This window comes from Billgrantia endophytica (genome assembly GCF_002879615.1).
GTDB classification, from domain to species: Bacteria; Pseudomonadota; Gammaproteobacteria; order Pseudomonadales; family Halomonadaceae; genus Halomonas; species Halomonas endophytica.
Window position 1 is genome coordinate 89,438 of record NZ_PNRF01000015.1, and the last position, 15,691, is coordinate 105,128.

14 protein-coding genes and 2 tRNA genes are annotated in these 15,691 nt (G+C 62.8%); 6 read left to right on the plus strand and 10 right to left on the minus strand.

All coding sequences use genetic code 11. The features are described from left to right. Positions 1-163 precede the first annotated feature (163 nt). Positions 164-427 carry a hypothetical protein gene (locus C1H69_RS23245; RefSeq protein WP_133154960.1) on the minus strand — a complete coding sequence of 88 codons (264 nt, stop codon included), beginning with the start codon at positions 425-427 and terminating at the stop codon, positions 164-166. 423 nt (positions 428-850) lie between these two features. Between C1H69_RS23245 and pcnB the strand changes: the two genes are divergently transcribed. The 6 genes from pcnB to C1H69_RS08355 all read left to right on the plus strand — a co-directional run bounded on the left by pcnB (position 851) and on the right by C1H69_RS08355 (position 6,290). Further along, entirely contained in the window at positions 851-2,254 is a 1,404-nt protein-coding gene (gene pcnB / locus C1H69_RS08330) for a polynucleotide adenylyltransferase PcnB (RefSeq protein WP_102652941.1), read from the plus strand. Further along, positions 2,251-2,772, plus strand: a complete 522-nt coding sequence (folK, locus tag C1H69_RS08335) for a 2-amino-4-hydroxy-6-hydroxymethyldihydropteridine diphosphokinase (protein ID WP_102652942.1) — start codon at positions 2,251-2,253, stop codon at positions 2,770-2,772. The genes pcnB and folK overlap by 4 nt, the downstream gene beginning before the upstream one ends. Before the next feature lie 103 nt (positions 2,773-2,875). Then, positions 2,876-3,667 (plus strand): 3-methyl-2-oxobutanoate hydroxymethyltransferase, encoded by a 792-nt coding sequence (panB, locus tag C1H69_RS08340; RefSeq protein WP_102652943.1) that lies wholly within the window; start codon positions 2,876-2,878, stop codon positions 3,665-3,667. 25 nt (positions 3,668-3,692) lie between these two features. Beyond that, complete coding sequence (gene panC / locus C1H69_RS08345) at positions 3,693-4,541, plus strand: pantoate--beta-alanine ligase (protein WP_102652944.1); 849 nt, start codon at positions 3,693-3,695, stop codon at positions 4,539-4,541. Positions 4,542-4,592: 51 nt separating this feature from the next. Further along, on the plus strand, positions 4,593-4,973 hold the full coding sequence (gene panD / locus C1H69_RS08350; RefSeq protein WP_102652945.1) for an aspartate 1-decarboxylase: 381 nt from the start codon (positions 4,593-4,595) through the stop codon (positions 4,971-4,973). 141 nt (positions 4,974-5,114) lie between these two features. Then, the gene (locus tag C1H69_RS08355; RefSeq protein ID WP_102652946.1) at positions 5,115-6,290 is read left to right on the plus strand and encodes an acetyl-CoA C-acetyltransferase; all 1,176 of its coding nucleotides are present in this window, start codon (positions 5,115-5,117) and stop codon (positions 6,288-6,290) included. Between the two features lie 153 nt (positions 6,291-6,443). Here C1H69_RS08355 and pnp read toward each other — a convergent pair whose 3' ends face one another. The 9 genes from pnp to C1H69_RS08400 form a co-directional block, all read right to left on the minus strand. Then, on the minus strand, positions 6,444-8,576 hold the full coding sequence (gene pnp / locus C1H69_RS08360; RefSeq protein WP_102652947.1) for a polyribonucleotide nucleotidyltransferase: 2,133 nt from the start codon (positions 8,574-8,576) through the stop codon (positions 6,444-6,446). Positions 8,577-8,795: 219 nt separating this feature from the next. Next, on the minus strand, positions 8,796-9,065 hold the full coding sequence (rpsO, locus tag C1H69_RS08365; RefSeq protein ID WP_043512930.1) for a 30S ribosomal protein S15: 270 nt from the start codon (positions 9,063-9,065) through the stop codon (positions 8,796-8,798). 91 nt (positions 9,066-9,156) lie between these two features. Beyond that, positions 9,157-10,083: a tRNA pseudouridine(55) synthase TruB gene (gene truB, locus C1H69_RS08370; RefSeq protein ID WP_102652948.1), complete on the minus strand. Its 927-nt coding sequence runs from the start codon at positions 10,081-10,083 to the stop codon at positions 9,157-9,159. After that, a complete protein-coding gene (rbfA, locus tag C1H69_RS08375) occupies positions 10,083-10,550 on the minus strand; it encodes a 30S ribosome-binding factor RbfA (protein ID WP_102652949.1) in 468 nt (155 codons plus the stop codon). The genes truB and rbfA overlap by 1 nt, the downstream gene beginning before the upstream one ends. 18 nt (positions 10,551-10,568) lie before the next feature. Beyond that, the gene (gene infB, locus C1H69_RS08380) at positions 10,569-13,100 is read right to left on the minus strand and encodes a translation initiation factor IF-2 (protein ID WP_102652950.1); all 2,532 of its coding nucleotides are present in this window, start codon (positions 13,098-13,100) and stop codon (positions 10,569-10,571) included. Positions 13,101-13,127: 27 nt separating this feature from the next. Beyond that, positions 13,128-14,621: a transcription termination factor NusA gene (gene nusA / locus C1H69_RS08385; RefSeq protein ID WP_102652951.1), complete on the minus strand. Its 1,494-nt coding sequence runs from the start codon at positions 14,619-14,621 to the stop codon at positions 13,128-13,130. Positions 14,622-14,674: 53 nt separating this feature from the next. Further along, a complete protein-coding gene (gene rimP / locus C1H69_RS08390; protein ID WP_102652952.1) occupies positions 14,675-15,136 on the minus strand; it encodes a ribosome maturation factor RimP in 462 nt (153 codons plus the stop codon). A 211-nt stretch (positions 15,137-15,347) separates the two neighbouring features. Next, positions 15,348-15,424, minus strand: a tRNA-Met gene (locus C1H69_RS08395). A gap of 157 nt (positions 15,425-15,581) precedes the next feature. Continuing rightward, a tRNA-Leu gene (locus C1H69_RS08400) sits at positions 15,582-15,668 on the minus strand. Positions 15,669-15,691 lie beyond the last annotated feature (23 nt).

The window sequence follows — 15,691 nt, forward strand, 5'->3', positions numbered from 1 at the left end:
ACCCCCCCTCGAATATCGGCTTCCAAGACTATTGTCCAGGCGCCCGTGGCCCTCCTCCACGGGCGCTTTTTCGTGCACCACGGGAGACTCTGCACCAGGTGTTACCTTCCCACCCAGAATCCGCCCCACCATGACGCAAGATGGGTAACACCCTCGGAGGGATCTAGCAGGCCGCACTTGGTGACTCGCCATAACTGTCTGTTTTTCTTGTCCAGTAATCGACATGGCATGTGCCATGCAATATTCCTGTGTAAGAAAAACAACATCCGGCTGTCACCCGCGCCAATAACAACAACAAGGCGGCCAGGCGAGACAGGGCCCGCGCCAACAACAATAACGCCGGGCCGTGGAACGATGCGGAAGCGGGAGCAACAAGAACAATCGCCATCCCGACATGTCCGCCCTTCGATGCCAGCAATAATTCCAATACAGGCTCGAAGCACCGGATCCAACAGGACGCGATGCGCCAACCCCGGCCAACAACAAGAACAATGGCCGCAAACGCGCACCTTCGGCAACAACATCAACAAGCCGGAGGCAGGCATATCTTCATGCCGTCGTGCTTGGATTATTGTTTTGAATACGAGGCGGTCGCCACCAGGAACGTCAACAATCACAACAACATTGCTTGCCTGTGAAATCCTTGGTGACTGTGGTGCGTATTCAAGGCGATGTGCCATCACGAAGAAGAAACAGCCGCATGGACGCAGCACATTTCACGCTTGTCAGAGGAGGCCAATCGGCCTCCTCTTTTGCTTTTGCCCGAACGTAAACCGGCTCATCGCTTTGCAAGGTGTCGGTGGTCGGCTACACTCAACAACTTTCGCACACTGCGAGTCGAAATCACCGCATGTTCAAAGGATTTACCCGCTTTCTGCAGAGCCCTGGCGAGCACTTCAGGTCACTCTTCGGCCCCGAGGATGCCGCCGCCGGTCACCAAGTCGGTCCAAGCATCATTCCCCGCGACGAGCACCCCGTATCGCGTCAACACTTCAGCGAGGCGGCGCTCAAGGTACTCTATCGCCTGCACAACGCCGGCTACGAGGCCTACCTGGTCGGCGGTTGCATCCGCGACTCCCTGCTCGGCAGGATGCCCAAGGATTTCGATGTCGCCACCGACGCGACACCGGAGCAGATTCGTGAGCTGTTTCGCAACTCGCGGATCATCGGACGGCGCTTCCGCATCGTGCATGTGCGCTTCGGCCGCGAAGTCATCGAGGTCACCACCTTCCGGGGCCGACCCAACGATGACCACGGCGACCATCTCGCCCAGCAATCCAAGCATGGCTTGCTGCTGCGCGATAACGTCTGGGGCAATATCCAGGAAGATGCCATACGACGCGATTTCACCATCAACGCGCTCTACTACAGCATCGCCGACTTCTCGATACACGATTTTGCCAACGGCGTTCGCGACATCGAGTCCCGCACCCTGCGCCTGATCGGCGATCCGGCAACCCGCTACCGTGAAGACCCGGTGCGCATGCTGCGCGCAGTGCGGTTCGCCACCAAGCTCGGCTTCCATATCGCGCCGGACTCGGAGGCGCCGATCCATGAGCATGCCGCGCTCCTGCTGCAGATCCCGCCAGCCCGGCTGTTCGACGAGATACTCAAGCTGTTCATGGCCGGCCACGGCGTCGATACGTTTCATATGCTCCGCCACTATGGCCTGTTCGCCATGCTCTTTCCCGAGACCGAAGAGGCCATCGCCAGGTTGCCCTGGACCGAAGGACTGATCGAGCAGGCCCTGGCCAGCACCGACAAGCGTATCCGTGAAGAGCGCCCCGTGACGCCTGCCTTCCTGTTCGCCGCGCTGCTCTGGGGGCCCGTGCAACTGCGCCAGGCCACCCTGGAAGCCGAGGACATGCCGCCCACACCCGCACTGCAACTGGCCTCGCAACAGGTCCTCTCCCGCCAGTTGCAGCACATCTCGATTCCCAAACGCTTCAGCATGCCGATGCGGGACATCTGGGACCTGCAGCAACGCCTGCCCCAGCGCCGTGGCAAGCGCGCCATCCTGACTCGGGAACATCCTCGCTTCAGGGCTGCCTACGACTTCCTGCTGCTGCGCGAGGCAGCGGGTGAAATCGAGCCGGGGCTGGGCGACTGGTGGACGGCCTACCAGGAAGGCGACGAGCACGAGCAACAGCGCCTGCTCGACAAGGCAGGCGATGACGCCGGCCCCGGCACGCGGCCAAAGCGCCGCCGTCCGCGCAAGCGCCGTCGGCGCAGCTCTCCTCCCGATGGCTCATGACCCCGGTGGCCGACGTCTACATCGGGCTCGGCAGCAATCTCGACCAGCCCCGGGAACAGGTCAGCCGAGCCCTGGAAGCGCTCGATAGCCTGCCCCTGACGCATTGCATGCATGCCTCTCGCCTGTATGCCAGCCGTCCTGTCGGCCCCCAGAACCAGCCCGATTTCATCAATGCCGTGGCTCGGCTCGAGACGCGGCTCTCGCCCCTGGCTCTGCTCGACCAGCTGCAAGCGCTCGAACAGCACCACCGGCGGGTCCGGCAGTACCGCTGGGGACCCCGCACTCTGGACCTGGACCTGCTACTGTTCGGAGAACAGGTCATCGAGTCTCCCCGGCTACGCATACCACACCCGGAAATGTGCATGCGCGCCTTTGTCCTGCTCCCCCTCGCCGAGTTGACCCCGGCCCTGCGGCTTCCCGATGGGAGGCGCATTGCCGACCTGATCGATGAACTGGCCGGGAGCACGGGTACAGCCGGAATGATCCAGGCGTTACCATGCTCCCCAAAAAGAGCCTGAGGTGTTACCTATCGACACTGCAATCGCATTCTGGTAACTATCATGCGCATCGCAGGAGGCATGGCCCAGGCCAGCCACCCCGAGGACAACACGAGAGCACATAATGAAAACCGTCACCCTGAGCACGCTGCAAGCCCATAAGCGCGCAGGCGAAACGTTCAGTTGCCTGACCGCCTATGACGCCTCCTTCGCCCGAACCGCCAGCGAGGCCGGTATCGAGGTACTGTTGGTTGGCGATTCCCTCGGCATGGTCCTGCAGGGCCATGCCAGCACCTTACCGGTGACCCTGGACGACATCTGCTACCACACCCGCTGCGTGGCACGCGGCAAGGGATCGAGCCTGTTGATGGTCGACCTGCCGTTCATGAGCAATTCGAGCCAGGAACGATTGCTGCAGGATGCAGGAGAATTGATGCGTGCCGGTGCCGAGATGGTCAAGGTGGAAGGCGAGGCCTGGATGGCCGACGGCATCCGCGAGCTGACCCGCCGGGGCGTGCCTGTCTGTGCCCACCTGGGGCTGACACCTCAGACCGTCTACCAGTTGGGCGGTTACAAGGTACAGGGCCGCGACGCCGAGCGCGCCGCACAGATCCTGGAGGACGCCCGTGCCCTGGTAGAAGCCGGCGCCTCGGTAATCCTGCTGGAGTGCGTCCCGGCGAGCCTGGGCCGGGCCGTCAGCGAAGCGCTGGACGTACCCGTCATCGGCATCGGTGCCGGACCCGATACGGACGGCCAGATCCTGGTGATGCATGACGCGCTGGGCGTCACCCACGGACGCGTCCCACGCTTCGTCAAGAACTTCATGGCCGAGGCCGACGACATCTCGGGTGCTTTCCATCGCTACCATGAGGACGTCAAGTCTCGCCGTTTCCCGGCCGAGGAGCACTGTTTCTAGTGTTCCCTCTTCCTGGAGCCCGCTGATGCGTACCCTACGAGAGATTCCCGCGCTGCGCGAAACCCTCGGCGAGTTTCGCCGCCACGGCCGGCGCATCGCCCTGGTCCCCACCATGGGCAACCTCCACCAAGGCCACCTGGCCCTGGTGGAGACCGCCCGTCGTCATGCCGATGTGGTGGTGGCGACCATCTTCGTCAATCCGCTGCAGTTCGGCGCGGGCGAAGACCTGGACGCGTATCCCCGGACCCTTGCCGATGACCAGGCCAAGCTGGAAGAGGCCGGCTGTGACCTGCTGTTCACCCCGGACACGGCGATGCTCTATCCCAGAGGCCTGGAAGAGCAGACCCGGGTCTGCGTACCCGCAGTGAGTGAAGGATTGTGCGGCGGAGCTCGCCCGGGCCACTTCGATGGTGTCTCCACCGTGGTGAGCATCCTGTTCAATCTGGCCCAGCCGGATGTGGCCTGCTTCGGCGAGAAGGACTACCAACAGCTGGCGGTGATCCGCAAGCTCGCCGATGACATGCACTTTCCCATCGACATCATTGGCGTTCCCACCGTACGCGCCGAGGACGGCCTGGCGCTCTCCTCGCGCAATGGCTATCTCACCGCGGAGCAGCGCGCCCGGGCGCCAGCCCTCTACCGCACGCTATGCCAGGCCCGCGCCGCCCTGGAATCCGGCGATCCGGCCGACTCGGCACTTGATGACGCCCATGCTCGGCTGCGTGAGTCCGGCTTCGAGCCCGACTACCTGGAACTGCGCGCCGACGACCTGGGCCCCGTTACCGGAAAAACGCGCCAGGCGGTGCTGCTGGCCGCGGCCCAGCTCGGGCCTGCGCGCCTGATAGACAACCTGACCCTGACGCTACCGCACTGACTGTCCCTGGCAGCATCAGCTGCCATCGAGCCCAAGAGGACCCCCTGTTCCATGTATACCATCATGCTCAAGGCCAAGCTGCACCTGGCCCGCGTCACCCATGCCGTGCTCGACTACGAAGGTTCCTGCGCCATCGATGGCGACCTCCTGGAGATGTCCGGCATTCGCGAAAACGAACAGATACAGCTCTACAACGTGGAAAATGGCCAGCGTTTCACCACGTATGCCATTCGCGCCGAGGAAGGCTCGAAGGTCATTTCGATCAACGGCGCCGCTGCCCATCTGGCCGGTCCGGGTGACCGGGTGATCATCTGCAGCTACGCCCATTACAGCGATGCGGAACTGGAAAGCCACCAGCCGGCCCTGGTCTATCTGCAGGAAGGCAACGAGGTCAGCCATACCAGCAATGCCATTCCCGTCCAGCTCGCCTGAGCATCATGAACACCGGGGGCGGCCCGCCTGTCCGGAAGCGGCCTTACGCCCTATTGGGCATTGCCGCAGCGCACAAGGGTCGCCTATGCTGACACGGTCAAAGCCCGTTAATGTCCGCGACCGACTTCAGGAGTATTTCCCATGCAAGAAGTGGTGATCGTTGCTGCCCGCCGTACCGCCGTCGGGGCCTTCGGGGGTTCCCTGGCCGGCATCCCCGCCAGTGATCTGGGCGCTCTGGTAATCAAGGATATCCTCGCCAATACCGGCGTCGCCGCCGACCAGGTCGATGAAGTGCTCCTCGGGCAGGTACTGACGGCAGGCGTGGGGCAGAACCCGGCCCGACAGGCTGCCATCAAGGCCGGCCTGCCGGATACCGTGCCTGCCATGACCATCAACAAGGTCTGCGGTTCCGGCCTCAAGGCCCTGCATCTGGCCACCCAGGCGATTCGCTGTGGCGATGCCGAGCTGATCATCGCCGGCGGCCAGGAGAACATGTCGGCGTCCCCGCATGTGCTGCCCAACTCGCGCAACGGCCAGCGCATGGGCGACTGGAAGGCCATCGACACCATGGTCCATGACGGCCTGTGGGATGCTTTCAATGACTACCACATGGGCGTTACCGCCGAGAATCTCGCCGAGAAGTACGGCATTACCCGCGAACAGATGGATGAGTTCGCCGCGGCATCCCAGCAGAAGGCGGCCGCGGCCATTCGCGAAGGCAAGTTCAAGGGCCAGATCGTTCCGGTGGAGATCCCCCAGCGCAAGGGCGATCCGGTCGTGTTCGACACTGACGAGAACCCACGCGAAGTCGACGCCGAGAAACTCGGTACCATGCGTCCGGCGTTCAAGAAGGATGGCACCATCACCGCCGGCAATGCCTCCTCGATCAACGACGGTGCCGCCGTGGTCATGATCTGTTCGGCCGAGAAGGCCAAGGCCCTGGGCCTCGAGCCCCTGGCACGCATTGCGGCCTACGCCAATGCCGGCGTCGACCCGGCCATCATGGGTATCGGCCCGGCGCCGGCCACACGTCGCTGCCTGGAAAAGGCCGGCTGGTCGCTGGATGACCTGGACCTGGTCGAAGCCAACGAAGCCTTTGCCGCCCAGGCACTCTCCGTCAACAAGGAGCTGGGGTGGGACACCGACAAGGTAAACGTCAATGGTGGCGCCATCGCCCTTGGCCACCCGATCGGGGCCTCCGGCTGCCGGGTACTGGTCACCCTGCTGCACGAGATGATCGCCCGGGATGCCAAGAAAGGCCTTGCCACCCTGTGTATCGGCGGTGGGCAAGGTGTTGCCCTCGCGATCGAGAGGTGAGAAAACCCTGATTCATTCCTGCGCTCGATATCTGACCGCCGGCGATCAGCCTCTCATCGCTCGCGACATGAATCAGCGCTTCCTCTTATAAGAGGCAGATACGAAACCGCCCCCATGGCCATGGGGGCGGTTCGCTTTTGTGTCGAGTACGGCTTACAGCGCGGTCTCGGCCTGTTCGGCCTCGAAGGCGGCCTTCTCTTCCACGGTGATCTCCTTGATGGAAAGCTTCACCCGGTTGCGGTTGTCGATGTCGAGCACCTTGACGATGACCTCGTCGCCCTCGTTGAGGAAGTCGCGCACGTCGTTGACACGCTCCGGCACGATCTGCGAAATATGCACCAGACCGTCGGTACCCGGCATGATATTGATGAAGGCACCGAAGTCGGCGATACGCACCACCTTGCCGCGGTAGAGCTTGCCGATCTCCGCCTCGGCGGTAATCGCCAGCACGGTATCGATGGCCTTCTTGGCAGCCGCCTTGTCCTCGGCGTAAATACGCACGGTACCGTCGTCGTCGAGATCGATGGAGGCGCCGGTATCTTCGCAGATCTTGCGAATGGTGGCGCCGCCCTTGCCGATGACGTCGCGGATCTTGTCCGGATCGATCTTGATGGTCGCCATGGAAGGCGCGTTTTCGGAGACCTCGGTACGGCTCTGAGCGATCACGTCGTTCATCTGCTCGAGGATGTGCAACCGTGCCTCATTGGCCTGCTGGAGGGCGACCTCCATGATCTCCTCGTTGATGCCCTCGATCTTGATGTCCATCTGCAGGGCGGTCACACCGGCGGCAGAACCCGCCACCTTGAAGTCCATGTCACCCAGGTGATCCTCATCACCGAGGATATCGGTGAGCACGGCGAAACCATCCTCGTCCTTGACCAAGCCCATGGCGATACCGGCCACCGGCGCCTTCATCGGTACGCCGGCGTCCATCAGTGCCAGTGACGAACCACATACAGAGGCCATGGAGCTCGAGCCGTTGGATTCGGTGATCTCGGAAACGACACGGATGGTGTAGGGGAAGTCGTCGGCGGAAGGCAACATGGCCTGCACACCGCGGCGCGCCAGACGACCGTGGCCGATCTCGCGACGCTTGGGACCACCCATGAAACCGGCTTCTCCAACACTGTAGGGAGGGAAGTTGTAGTGCAGCAGGAAGCGGTCCTTGCGCTCGCCTTCCAGCGACTCGATCAACTGGGCATCGCGCAGGGTGCCCAGGGTAGCGATGACGATCGCCTGGGTCTCGCCGCGGGTGAAGATGGCCGAGCCATGGGTCTTGGGCAGGCTGCCCACCTCGATGTTCAGAGGACGCACGGTCTTCTGGTCACGGCCATCGATGCGAGGCTCGCCCTTGACCACGCGGGAGCGCACCACACGCTTCTCGAGGCTGGCAAAGGCGCCCTTGACGTCATCGGCGTCGAACCTGCCCTCTTCCTCACCAGCGAGCTGCTCGACGGCTTCTGCCTTCAGCGCAGAGAGGGCGTCCTGGCGGGCCATCTTGTCGGTGACACGGTACGCTTCGCCCACCCTGGCTTCGAAAGCCTGGGCCACGGCGTCCTTCAGGGCGGTGTTCTCGGCAGGCGGCTGCCAGTCCCACTTCGGCTTGCCGGCCTCGGCGGTCAACTCCTTGATGGCCTGGATGGCGACCTGCATCTCCTGATGGCCGTAGAGCACGGCGCCCAGCATTTCGTCCTCGAGCAGTTCCTTGGCCTCGGATTCCACCATCAGCACCGCTTTTTCGGTACCGGCGACGACCATGTCCAACTCGGAGTTGGCCAGCTCTTCCACGGTGGGGTTGAGGAAATAGCCCTTCTCCTCGTCGAAGCCCACGCGCGCGGCACCCAGCGGTCCATTGAACGGGACACCGGCAATCGACAGGGCCGCCGAGGTGCCGAGCATCGCGGCAATATCCGGATCATGGTTGCGATCGGTGGAGAGCACGGTACAGATCACCTGTACTTCGTTCATGAACCCCTTCGGGAACAGCGGGCGGATCGGGCGATCGATCAGACGCGAGGTGAGGGTCTCCTTCTCGGTGGGACGCCCCTCACGCTTGAAGAAGCCACCCGGTATCTTGCCGACCGCATAGGTTTTCTCTTGATAGAACACCGCCAGCGGGAAGAAGTCCTGGCCTGGCTTGAGCTCTTTCCTGGCGACAACGGTGCAGAGCACGACGGTGTCGTCCATGGTGACCATCACGGCACCGGTGGCCTGGCGGGCGATACGCCCGGTTTCCAGGGTGACGGTACTGCGACCGTACTGAAACGTTTTCTTGACCGGATTCACGGCGATTTCCTTCAACTTTTCGATGTCTGGGTCGTTTTGACTCGGCGACTATTTTAGGGGTTGACGGGCGCGAGGGCCACCAATAGCCGCACATTGACACCGGGGAATGCAAAACGGGCAGCCCCATGGGGCTACCCGTTTTGACGTTTACCCAAGAGAAGGTGACATTCGCGTTCCGACGGCTCAGGATATCGAGCGCAGTAGCGAATGACCCTTTTCTTAACGACGCAGGCCGAGGCGCTGAATCAGAGCCTGATAGCGCTCGAAATCCTTGCGCTTCAGGTAGTCAAGCAGCTTGCGGCGCTGGTTGACCATGCGGATCAGGCCACGACGTGAGTGGTGATCCTGCTTGTTGGTCTTGAAGTGGTCCTGCAGGCCGTCGATATTGGCGCTCAGCAGGGCTACCTGCACTTCGGGGGAACCGGTGTCGTTGTCGCCACGACCGAACTCATTGACGATTTCGGCCTTTTTTTCAGCGGTCAGTGCCATCTGTCTCTCCAGTAAGCAATATGCCTGAGTAATGAATGTCGGAGACCACGCATATTTGCAGTCCCCATGCCTGCGCCCGAAGGCGCTGGTGTCATGCCGAGCCCGCTGTCGCGGTGCTCAGCAGGCGGCGGGGAGCGATTTCCCCTGCCACCCTGACCACGCCGAGACCCAGAAAGGACCCGCCGTGATAGAGTCTTGCCGTCTCGCCCTCGCCCATGGACGCGGGATCGATCGGCGCCGACTGGCCGTACCGCAGCCGTTTCAGCCCTTCGCTGTCGAGGGTCAGCTCGGGCAGGTGTGCCACCAGCCCATCAACGGGAAGCAGCATCGCCTCGCGTTCAACCTGACCCGGCTTCGCCTCCAGCGTGTCGAAGGTCACCATGCCGGAAGCCTCGAAGGGGCCGGTCTTCAACCGCCGCAGCTCGGTAATGTGAGCACCACATCCGAGTGCCCAGCCGATATCCTCGGCCAGGGTGCGGATATAGGTGCCCTTGCTGCACCGCACCTCCAGCGTGAAGGCGTCGCCTTCATGAGCCAGAAGGCGCGCATCATACACCGTCACACGCCTTGCTGCACGCTCAACCGTCTTGCCCTCACGGGCCAGTTCGTAGAGCTTGCGGCCCTGGTGCTTGAGCGCCGAATACATGGGCGGCACCTGCTCGATCTCGCCGCGAAAACGCGCCAGCACGCCTTCCAGGTCAGCCTCGCTCAGGAACGGCACCGCATGGCGTTCGACCACCTCGCCCTCGGCGTCGCCGGTATCGGTCACCACTCCCAGTTGAACGCGGGTGTGGTAGACCTTGTCGGCCTCGAGCAGGTACGAGGAGAACTTGGTCGCCTCTCCCAGGCAGACCGGCAACAGCCCGGTCGCCATCGGGTCGAGGGTGCCGGTATGGCCTGCCTTCTGCGCCTGGAACAGACGCCGGGCACGCTGCAGGGCATGGTTGCTCGACACGCCCCAGGGCTTGTCGAGCAGCAATATTCCATTGACCGGTAGACCGCGGCGGCGTCGCGCCATCAGCCCCGCTCTCCCTCATCGTCGTTTCGATCCTGGCTATCGCTGACGTTGCCACCGTGATTGCCCGAAGCGCCGCCGTCATCCGTGTCGTGGTCGGCCTCGTTACGGGCACGGTCATGGGATACGGCTTCGTCGATCAGCGATGACAGCCGCTGGCCACGCACCACGCTCTCGTCGTAATGAAAGCGCAGCTCCGGGACATGGCGCAACTTGATGCGGCGGGCGACCTGACTGCGCAGGAAACCGGCGGCCTGCTTGAGCACCTTGAGATTTTCCTTGATGCGCTCGGGATCATCCTCGCCCAACAGGGTCACATGCACGTCGGCATAGCCGAGGTCACGGCTGACCGTGACCCCGCTGACGGTGACCATTCCCAGCCGCGGGTCCTTGACCTCGCGCTGGATGAGTACCGCCAGCTCCTTCTGCAGCTGGTCGCCGACTCGGTCGGTACGCTTGAATTCGCGCATGCTCGACTCCTCGGGCGGTTAGAGCGTCCGCTCGACCTTGACCTGATCGAAGACCTCGATCTTGTCGCCGACCTGGACGTCGTTGTAGTTCTTCACACCGATGCCGCACTCCATGCCATTGCGCACTTCGTTGACATCGTCCTTGAAGCGCCGCAGCGACTCGAGCTCACCTTCGTAGATGACCACGTTGTCGCGCAGCACGCGAATCTTCTTGTTGCGATGCACGCTGCCCTCGACCACCATGCAGCCGGCCACGGCGCCGATCTTCGGTGCGCGGAAGACGTCACGAACCTCGGCCACGCCGACGATCTCTTCCTTCCACTCCGGTGCCAGCATGCCGCTCATGGCCTGCTTGACCTCGTCGATCAGCTGGTAGATGACGCTGTAGTAGCGCAGATCCAGGCCTTCACGCTCGATGATCTCGCGGGCGGCGACGTCGGCACGGACGTTGAAGCCGACCACGATGGCCTCGGAAGCCAGCGCCAGGTTGGCGTCGGTACCGGTGATGCCACCCACGCCGGAGGACACCACGGCCACTTCCACTTCGCCGGTGGAGAGCTCTTCCAGAGCACCCTTGATGGCTTCCAGCGAGCCCTGCACGTCGGCCTTCAGCACGATGTTGACCTTGGCCACCTCGTCCTGGCCCATCTGGCTGAACATGTTCTCCAGCTTGGCCTTCTGCTGGCGCGCCAGGCGCACTTCGCGATACTTGCCCTGGCGGAAGTTGGCGACCTCGCGGGCCTTCTTCTCGTCGGCCACGACCATGAAGTCGTCACCGGCGTCCGGGGTTCCGTCAAGCCCCTGGATCTCCACCGGCATCGCCGGACCCACGGCGTCGACCTGCTGGCCGAGCTCGTTGGTCAGCGCACGGACACGTCCGTAGTGCAGGCCGGCCAGGACGATATCGCCCTTGCGCAGGGTGCCGTTCTGGACCAGAACCGTGGCCACCGGGCCACGGCCCCTGTCGAGACGCGATTCGACCACCACGCCCTTGCCGGGCGCATCCGGCACGGCCTTGAGCTCGAGGACCTCAGAGACCAGCAGTACCGCTTCCAGCAGGGCATCGATACCTTCACCGGTCTTGGCCGATACGTGCACGAACTGGGTGTCGCCGCCCCACTCCTCGGAGATGACGCCGTGCTGGGACAGCTCATTGCGGATACGGTCGAAGTCCGCGCCTTCCTTGTCGATCTTGTTGACCGCCACCACCATCGGCACTTCCGCCGCCTTGGAGTGCTCGATCGCCTCGATCGTCTGGGGCATGACGCCGTCATCGGCGGCCACCACCAGGATGACCACGTCGGTGGCCTTGGCACCGCGGGCACGCATGGCGGTGAACGCCGCGTGGCCCGGAGTGTCGAGGAAGGTCACGCCACCGTGCTTGTCTTCCACGTGATAGGCGCCGATGTGCTGGGTGATGCCGCCAGCTTCACCGGTGGCCACCTTGGCCTTGCGGATATAGTCGAGCAGCGAGGTCTTGCCGTGATCGACGTGACCCATGACCGTGACCACCGGCGAACGGGTGATCTCGTCGCCTTCGTAGGAGATTCCGGACAGCACTTCGGTTTCCAGCGCATCGTCCTTGACCAGCTTGGGCTTGTGGCCCATCTCCTCCACCACGATGGCGGCGGTGTCCTGGTCGATGGTCTGGTTGATGGTCACCGCGGCGCCCATGGTGAACATCGCCTTGATCACTTCGTTGGCCTTGATCGACATCTTGTCGGCCAATTCGGCAACACTGATCGACTCAGGGATCGAGACTTCGCGAACGATCGGCTGGGTCGGCTTCTGGAAGCCATGCTGGCCGCCACCCTGGGAGCCGCCACGGCGGCTGCCACGGCGCTCGGAGCGCTTCGCCTTCTTGGCACCGCCACGACGACGCTCTTCACGATCACCACGATCGTCGTCATCACGACCTCGCCCTTTCTTGGCGGCCGCCTTCTTCGGTGGCGCCGTACGGCGGTCACTGCGTCCCTCCTTGGGAGGGGCCGGCGGCTCGGCGGGCGGCTCACCCGACTCGAGATCGGGTACCGAAATATTCGGCACCTCGGCCACCTTGGCAGGCTTCTCGGCCGGCGCAGCAGCTTCCGCCTTGGCCGCCTCGTCACGCGCAGCCTGTTCGGCAGCACGCTCCTCGGCCTCCTTGGCTTCCTTGGCCTCAAGCGCCTCGCGCTTGGCCTCTGAATCCGCCATGTCGCCCACCAGTTGGCGCGGTCCGGCGTCTTCCACCGACTCGGAAGCCGGCGCCTCGTCCTCGGCGCGCTTGACGTAGGTGCGTTTCTTGCGCACCTGCACCTCGATGGTCTTGCCACGCTCACCGGTCTTGATGCGGCTTCTGGTCTTGCGGGTCAGGGTAATGCGATTCTTGGCCCCCGCACCGCCGCCGCCATGGCTCTTGGTGAGATAGTCGAGCAGTTGACGCTTGTCCTCCTCGGACACCGCATCAGTTTCGGCCTTGTGCTCGAGCCCGGCTTCTTTCATCTGTTCCAGCAGGCGGGGGACGTCGCGCCCCACCTTCGCTGCAAAATCCTTAACGGTCATTTCTGACATGTTGACCCTCCTCAGCCCGTGACCCGTTTACTGTTCGTTCGCGAACCAGGGCGCACGGGCAGTCATGATCAGTGCTGCAGCGCGCTCCTCGTCCATGCCCTCGATATCCATCAGATCGTCGACAGACTGCTCGGCGAGGTCTTCCATGGTGACAATGCCCCGGCTGGCCAGGATGAAGGCCAGGTGGCGCTCCATGCCGTCCATTTCCAGCAGGTCGTCGGCCGGCTGAGCGCCGTCCAACTCCTCCTCGGAGGCAATGGCCAGGTTCAGCAGTTCATCCTTGGCGCGCGCGCGCAGCTCTTCCACCAGTTCCTCGTCGAGCTCCTCGATCTCGAGTATTTCCTCGAGGGGCACGTAGGCGATCTCTTCCAGCGTGGTGAAGCCTTCTTCCACCAGCAGCCGGGCGAGGTCATCCTCGATCTCCAGGTGCTGAATGAAATGCTCGACCAGGCTGTCGATCTCCTGCTCACGCTTGTCCTCGGCCTCACCCTCGGTCATGACGTTGATCCGCCATCCGGTGAGCTCCGAAGCCAGGCGCACGTTCTGGCCGCTGCGGCCGATGGCCTGAGCCAGGTTGTCCTCGGCGACCGCCACGTCCATTGCGTGGGCGTCTTCATCGACGAGGATCGAGCCGACATCCGCCGGCGCCATGGCGTTGATCACCAGTTGCGCGGGGTTGTCGTCCCAGAGAATGATATCGACGCGCTCGTTCTGCAGTTCGCTCGACACGGCCTGCACCCGTGAACCGCGCATGCCGACACAGGCACCCACCGGATCGATGCGGCGATCGTTGGTCTTCACCGCGATCTTGGCCCGGGAACCGGGATCGCGGGCAGCCCCCTTGATCTCGATGAGCTGCTCGGCGATTTCCGGCACCTCGATCTTGAACAGTTCGATAATCAGTTCCGGGCAGGTGCGTGACAGGATCAACTGAGCGCCACGTGCGTCGGCATCCACCTTGGTCAGCAGCGCCCGCACACGATCGTTCATGCGGTAGCGCTCCCCCGGGATCATCTCGCTGCGCGGCAGGAATGCCTCGGCATTGTCGCCCAGATCGATGATCAATCCGTCGCGAGTGGTCTTCTTGACGATACCGGCGACCAACTCGCCCTCACGCTCGGCGTACTGGCGAACCACCTCGGCCCGCTCGGCCTCGCGCACCTTCTGCACGATGACCTGCTTTGCCGTCTGGGCAGCGATACGACCGAAGACGGCGTTATCGATCTGCTCCTCCACCACGTCGCCCAGCCCCAGGGGGGGATCGCGACGCTCGGCGAACGACAGCTTGATTTCCGCGTCCGGGCTCTCGAACTCGTCATCCTCGACCACTTCCCAGCGGCGAAACGTTTCGTAGTCGCCCGTGGTGCGATCGATATGAACGCGCACGCTGACCTCCCGGCCCTCGAAACGCTTGCGTGATGCGCTGGCCAATGCCGCCTCGACGGCTTCGAAGATCACGTCGCGCGGTACGCCTTTCTCGTTTGAGATCGCATCGACGACTGTCAGAATTTCTTTACTCATGCCTTTGCCTCGCCAGAAAACCTGTCCTTATGCATCGGTCTCGATCCGCGACCTCAGTCTTCGAACCGGGGCACGATCCGTGCCTGATCGATGCTTTCGATGGGAAAGCAATACTCCTCGCCGTCAAGCTGCAACAGCACTTCGTCCCCCTCGGTCCCGGCCAGTAGTCCCTGGAACTTGCGGCGCCCATCGAAGGGGACCCGCAGCTTCAGTGACACCTGGTGACCAGCGAAACGCGTGAACTGGTCGAGAGTGAACAGTGGACGATCCATTCCCGGTGAAGAGACCTCAAGGCGATATTCGCCGGCAATGGGGTCCTCGACATCGAGTACGGCACTGACCTGACGACTGACGTCGGCGCAGTGGTCCACGCTCACACCATCGGCATGATCAATGTAGATCACCAATTGGGAATGCCTCCCCTGGGAGCGAAAATCGATGCCCCAGAGTTCGAAACCCATGGCGGTGACCACCGGCTCGATCAGCGCATACAGCGCAGCGTCCTTGAGTGCCACAGAGAAGCTCCTACAGCCGTTGCATCAGGCACCTGGCCAGGAGTAAACAGGAAAGCTAGGTGGCTGATTGGCGTTGCTCGGATAAGCGCTGCCGGTCGAAACCGGCAGTAAGCTGCTAACAAAAAGCCCCTTCACAGGAAGGGGCCTTTCACAAGAAACCTGTAGTACCACTTTCGGCATGCGCATCCCATCGGGATACGTGACCGGAAGATGGTAGCGGGGACCGGATTTGAACCGATGACCTTCGGGTTATGAGCCCGACGAGCTACCAGACTGCTCCACCCCGCAACATTCCAGGTCGGCGATTGTAGGTGCCTGATGCGCTTGAGTCAAGCGGCATCCGCTGCTTGTCCTACAACCATTCCTGGTGCCAATCCTGCTTCTGACGACCCATGACCTCGAACGACTTCGCTACTACAGCTCATTCGGACCACAGCGTTTCAGATGGTGCCGAAGGCGGGACTTGAACCCGCACGACCATACGGTCACTACCCCCTCAAGATAGCGTGTCTACCAATTCCACCACTTCGGCTTTTCTTGATGACTGGAAGGCGA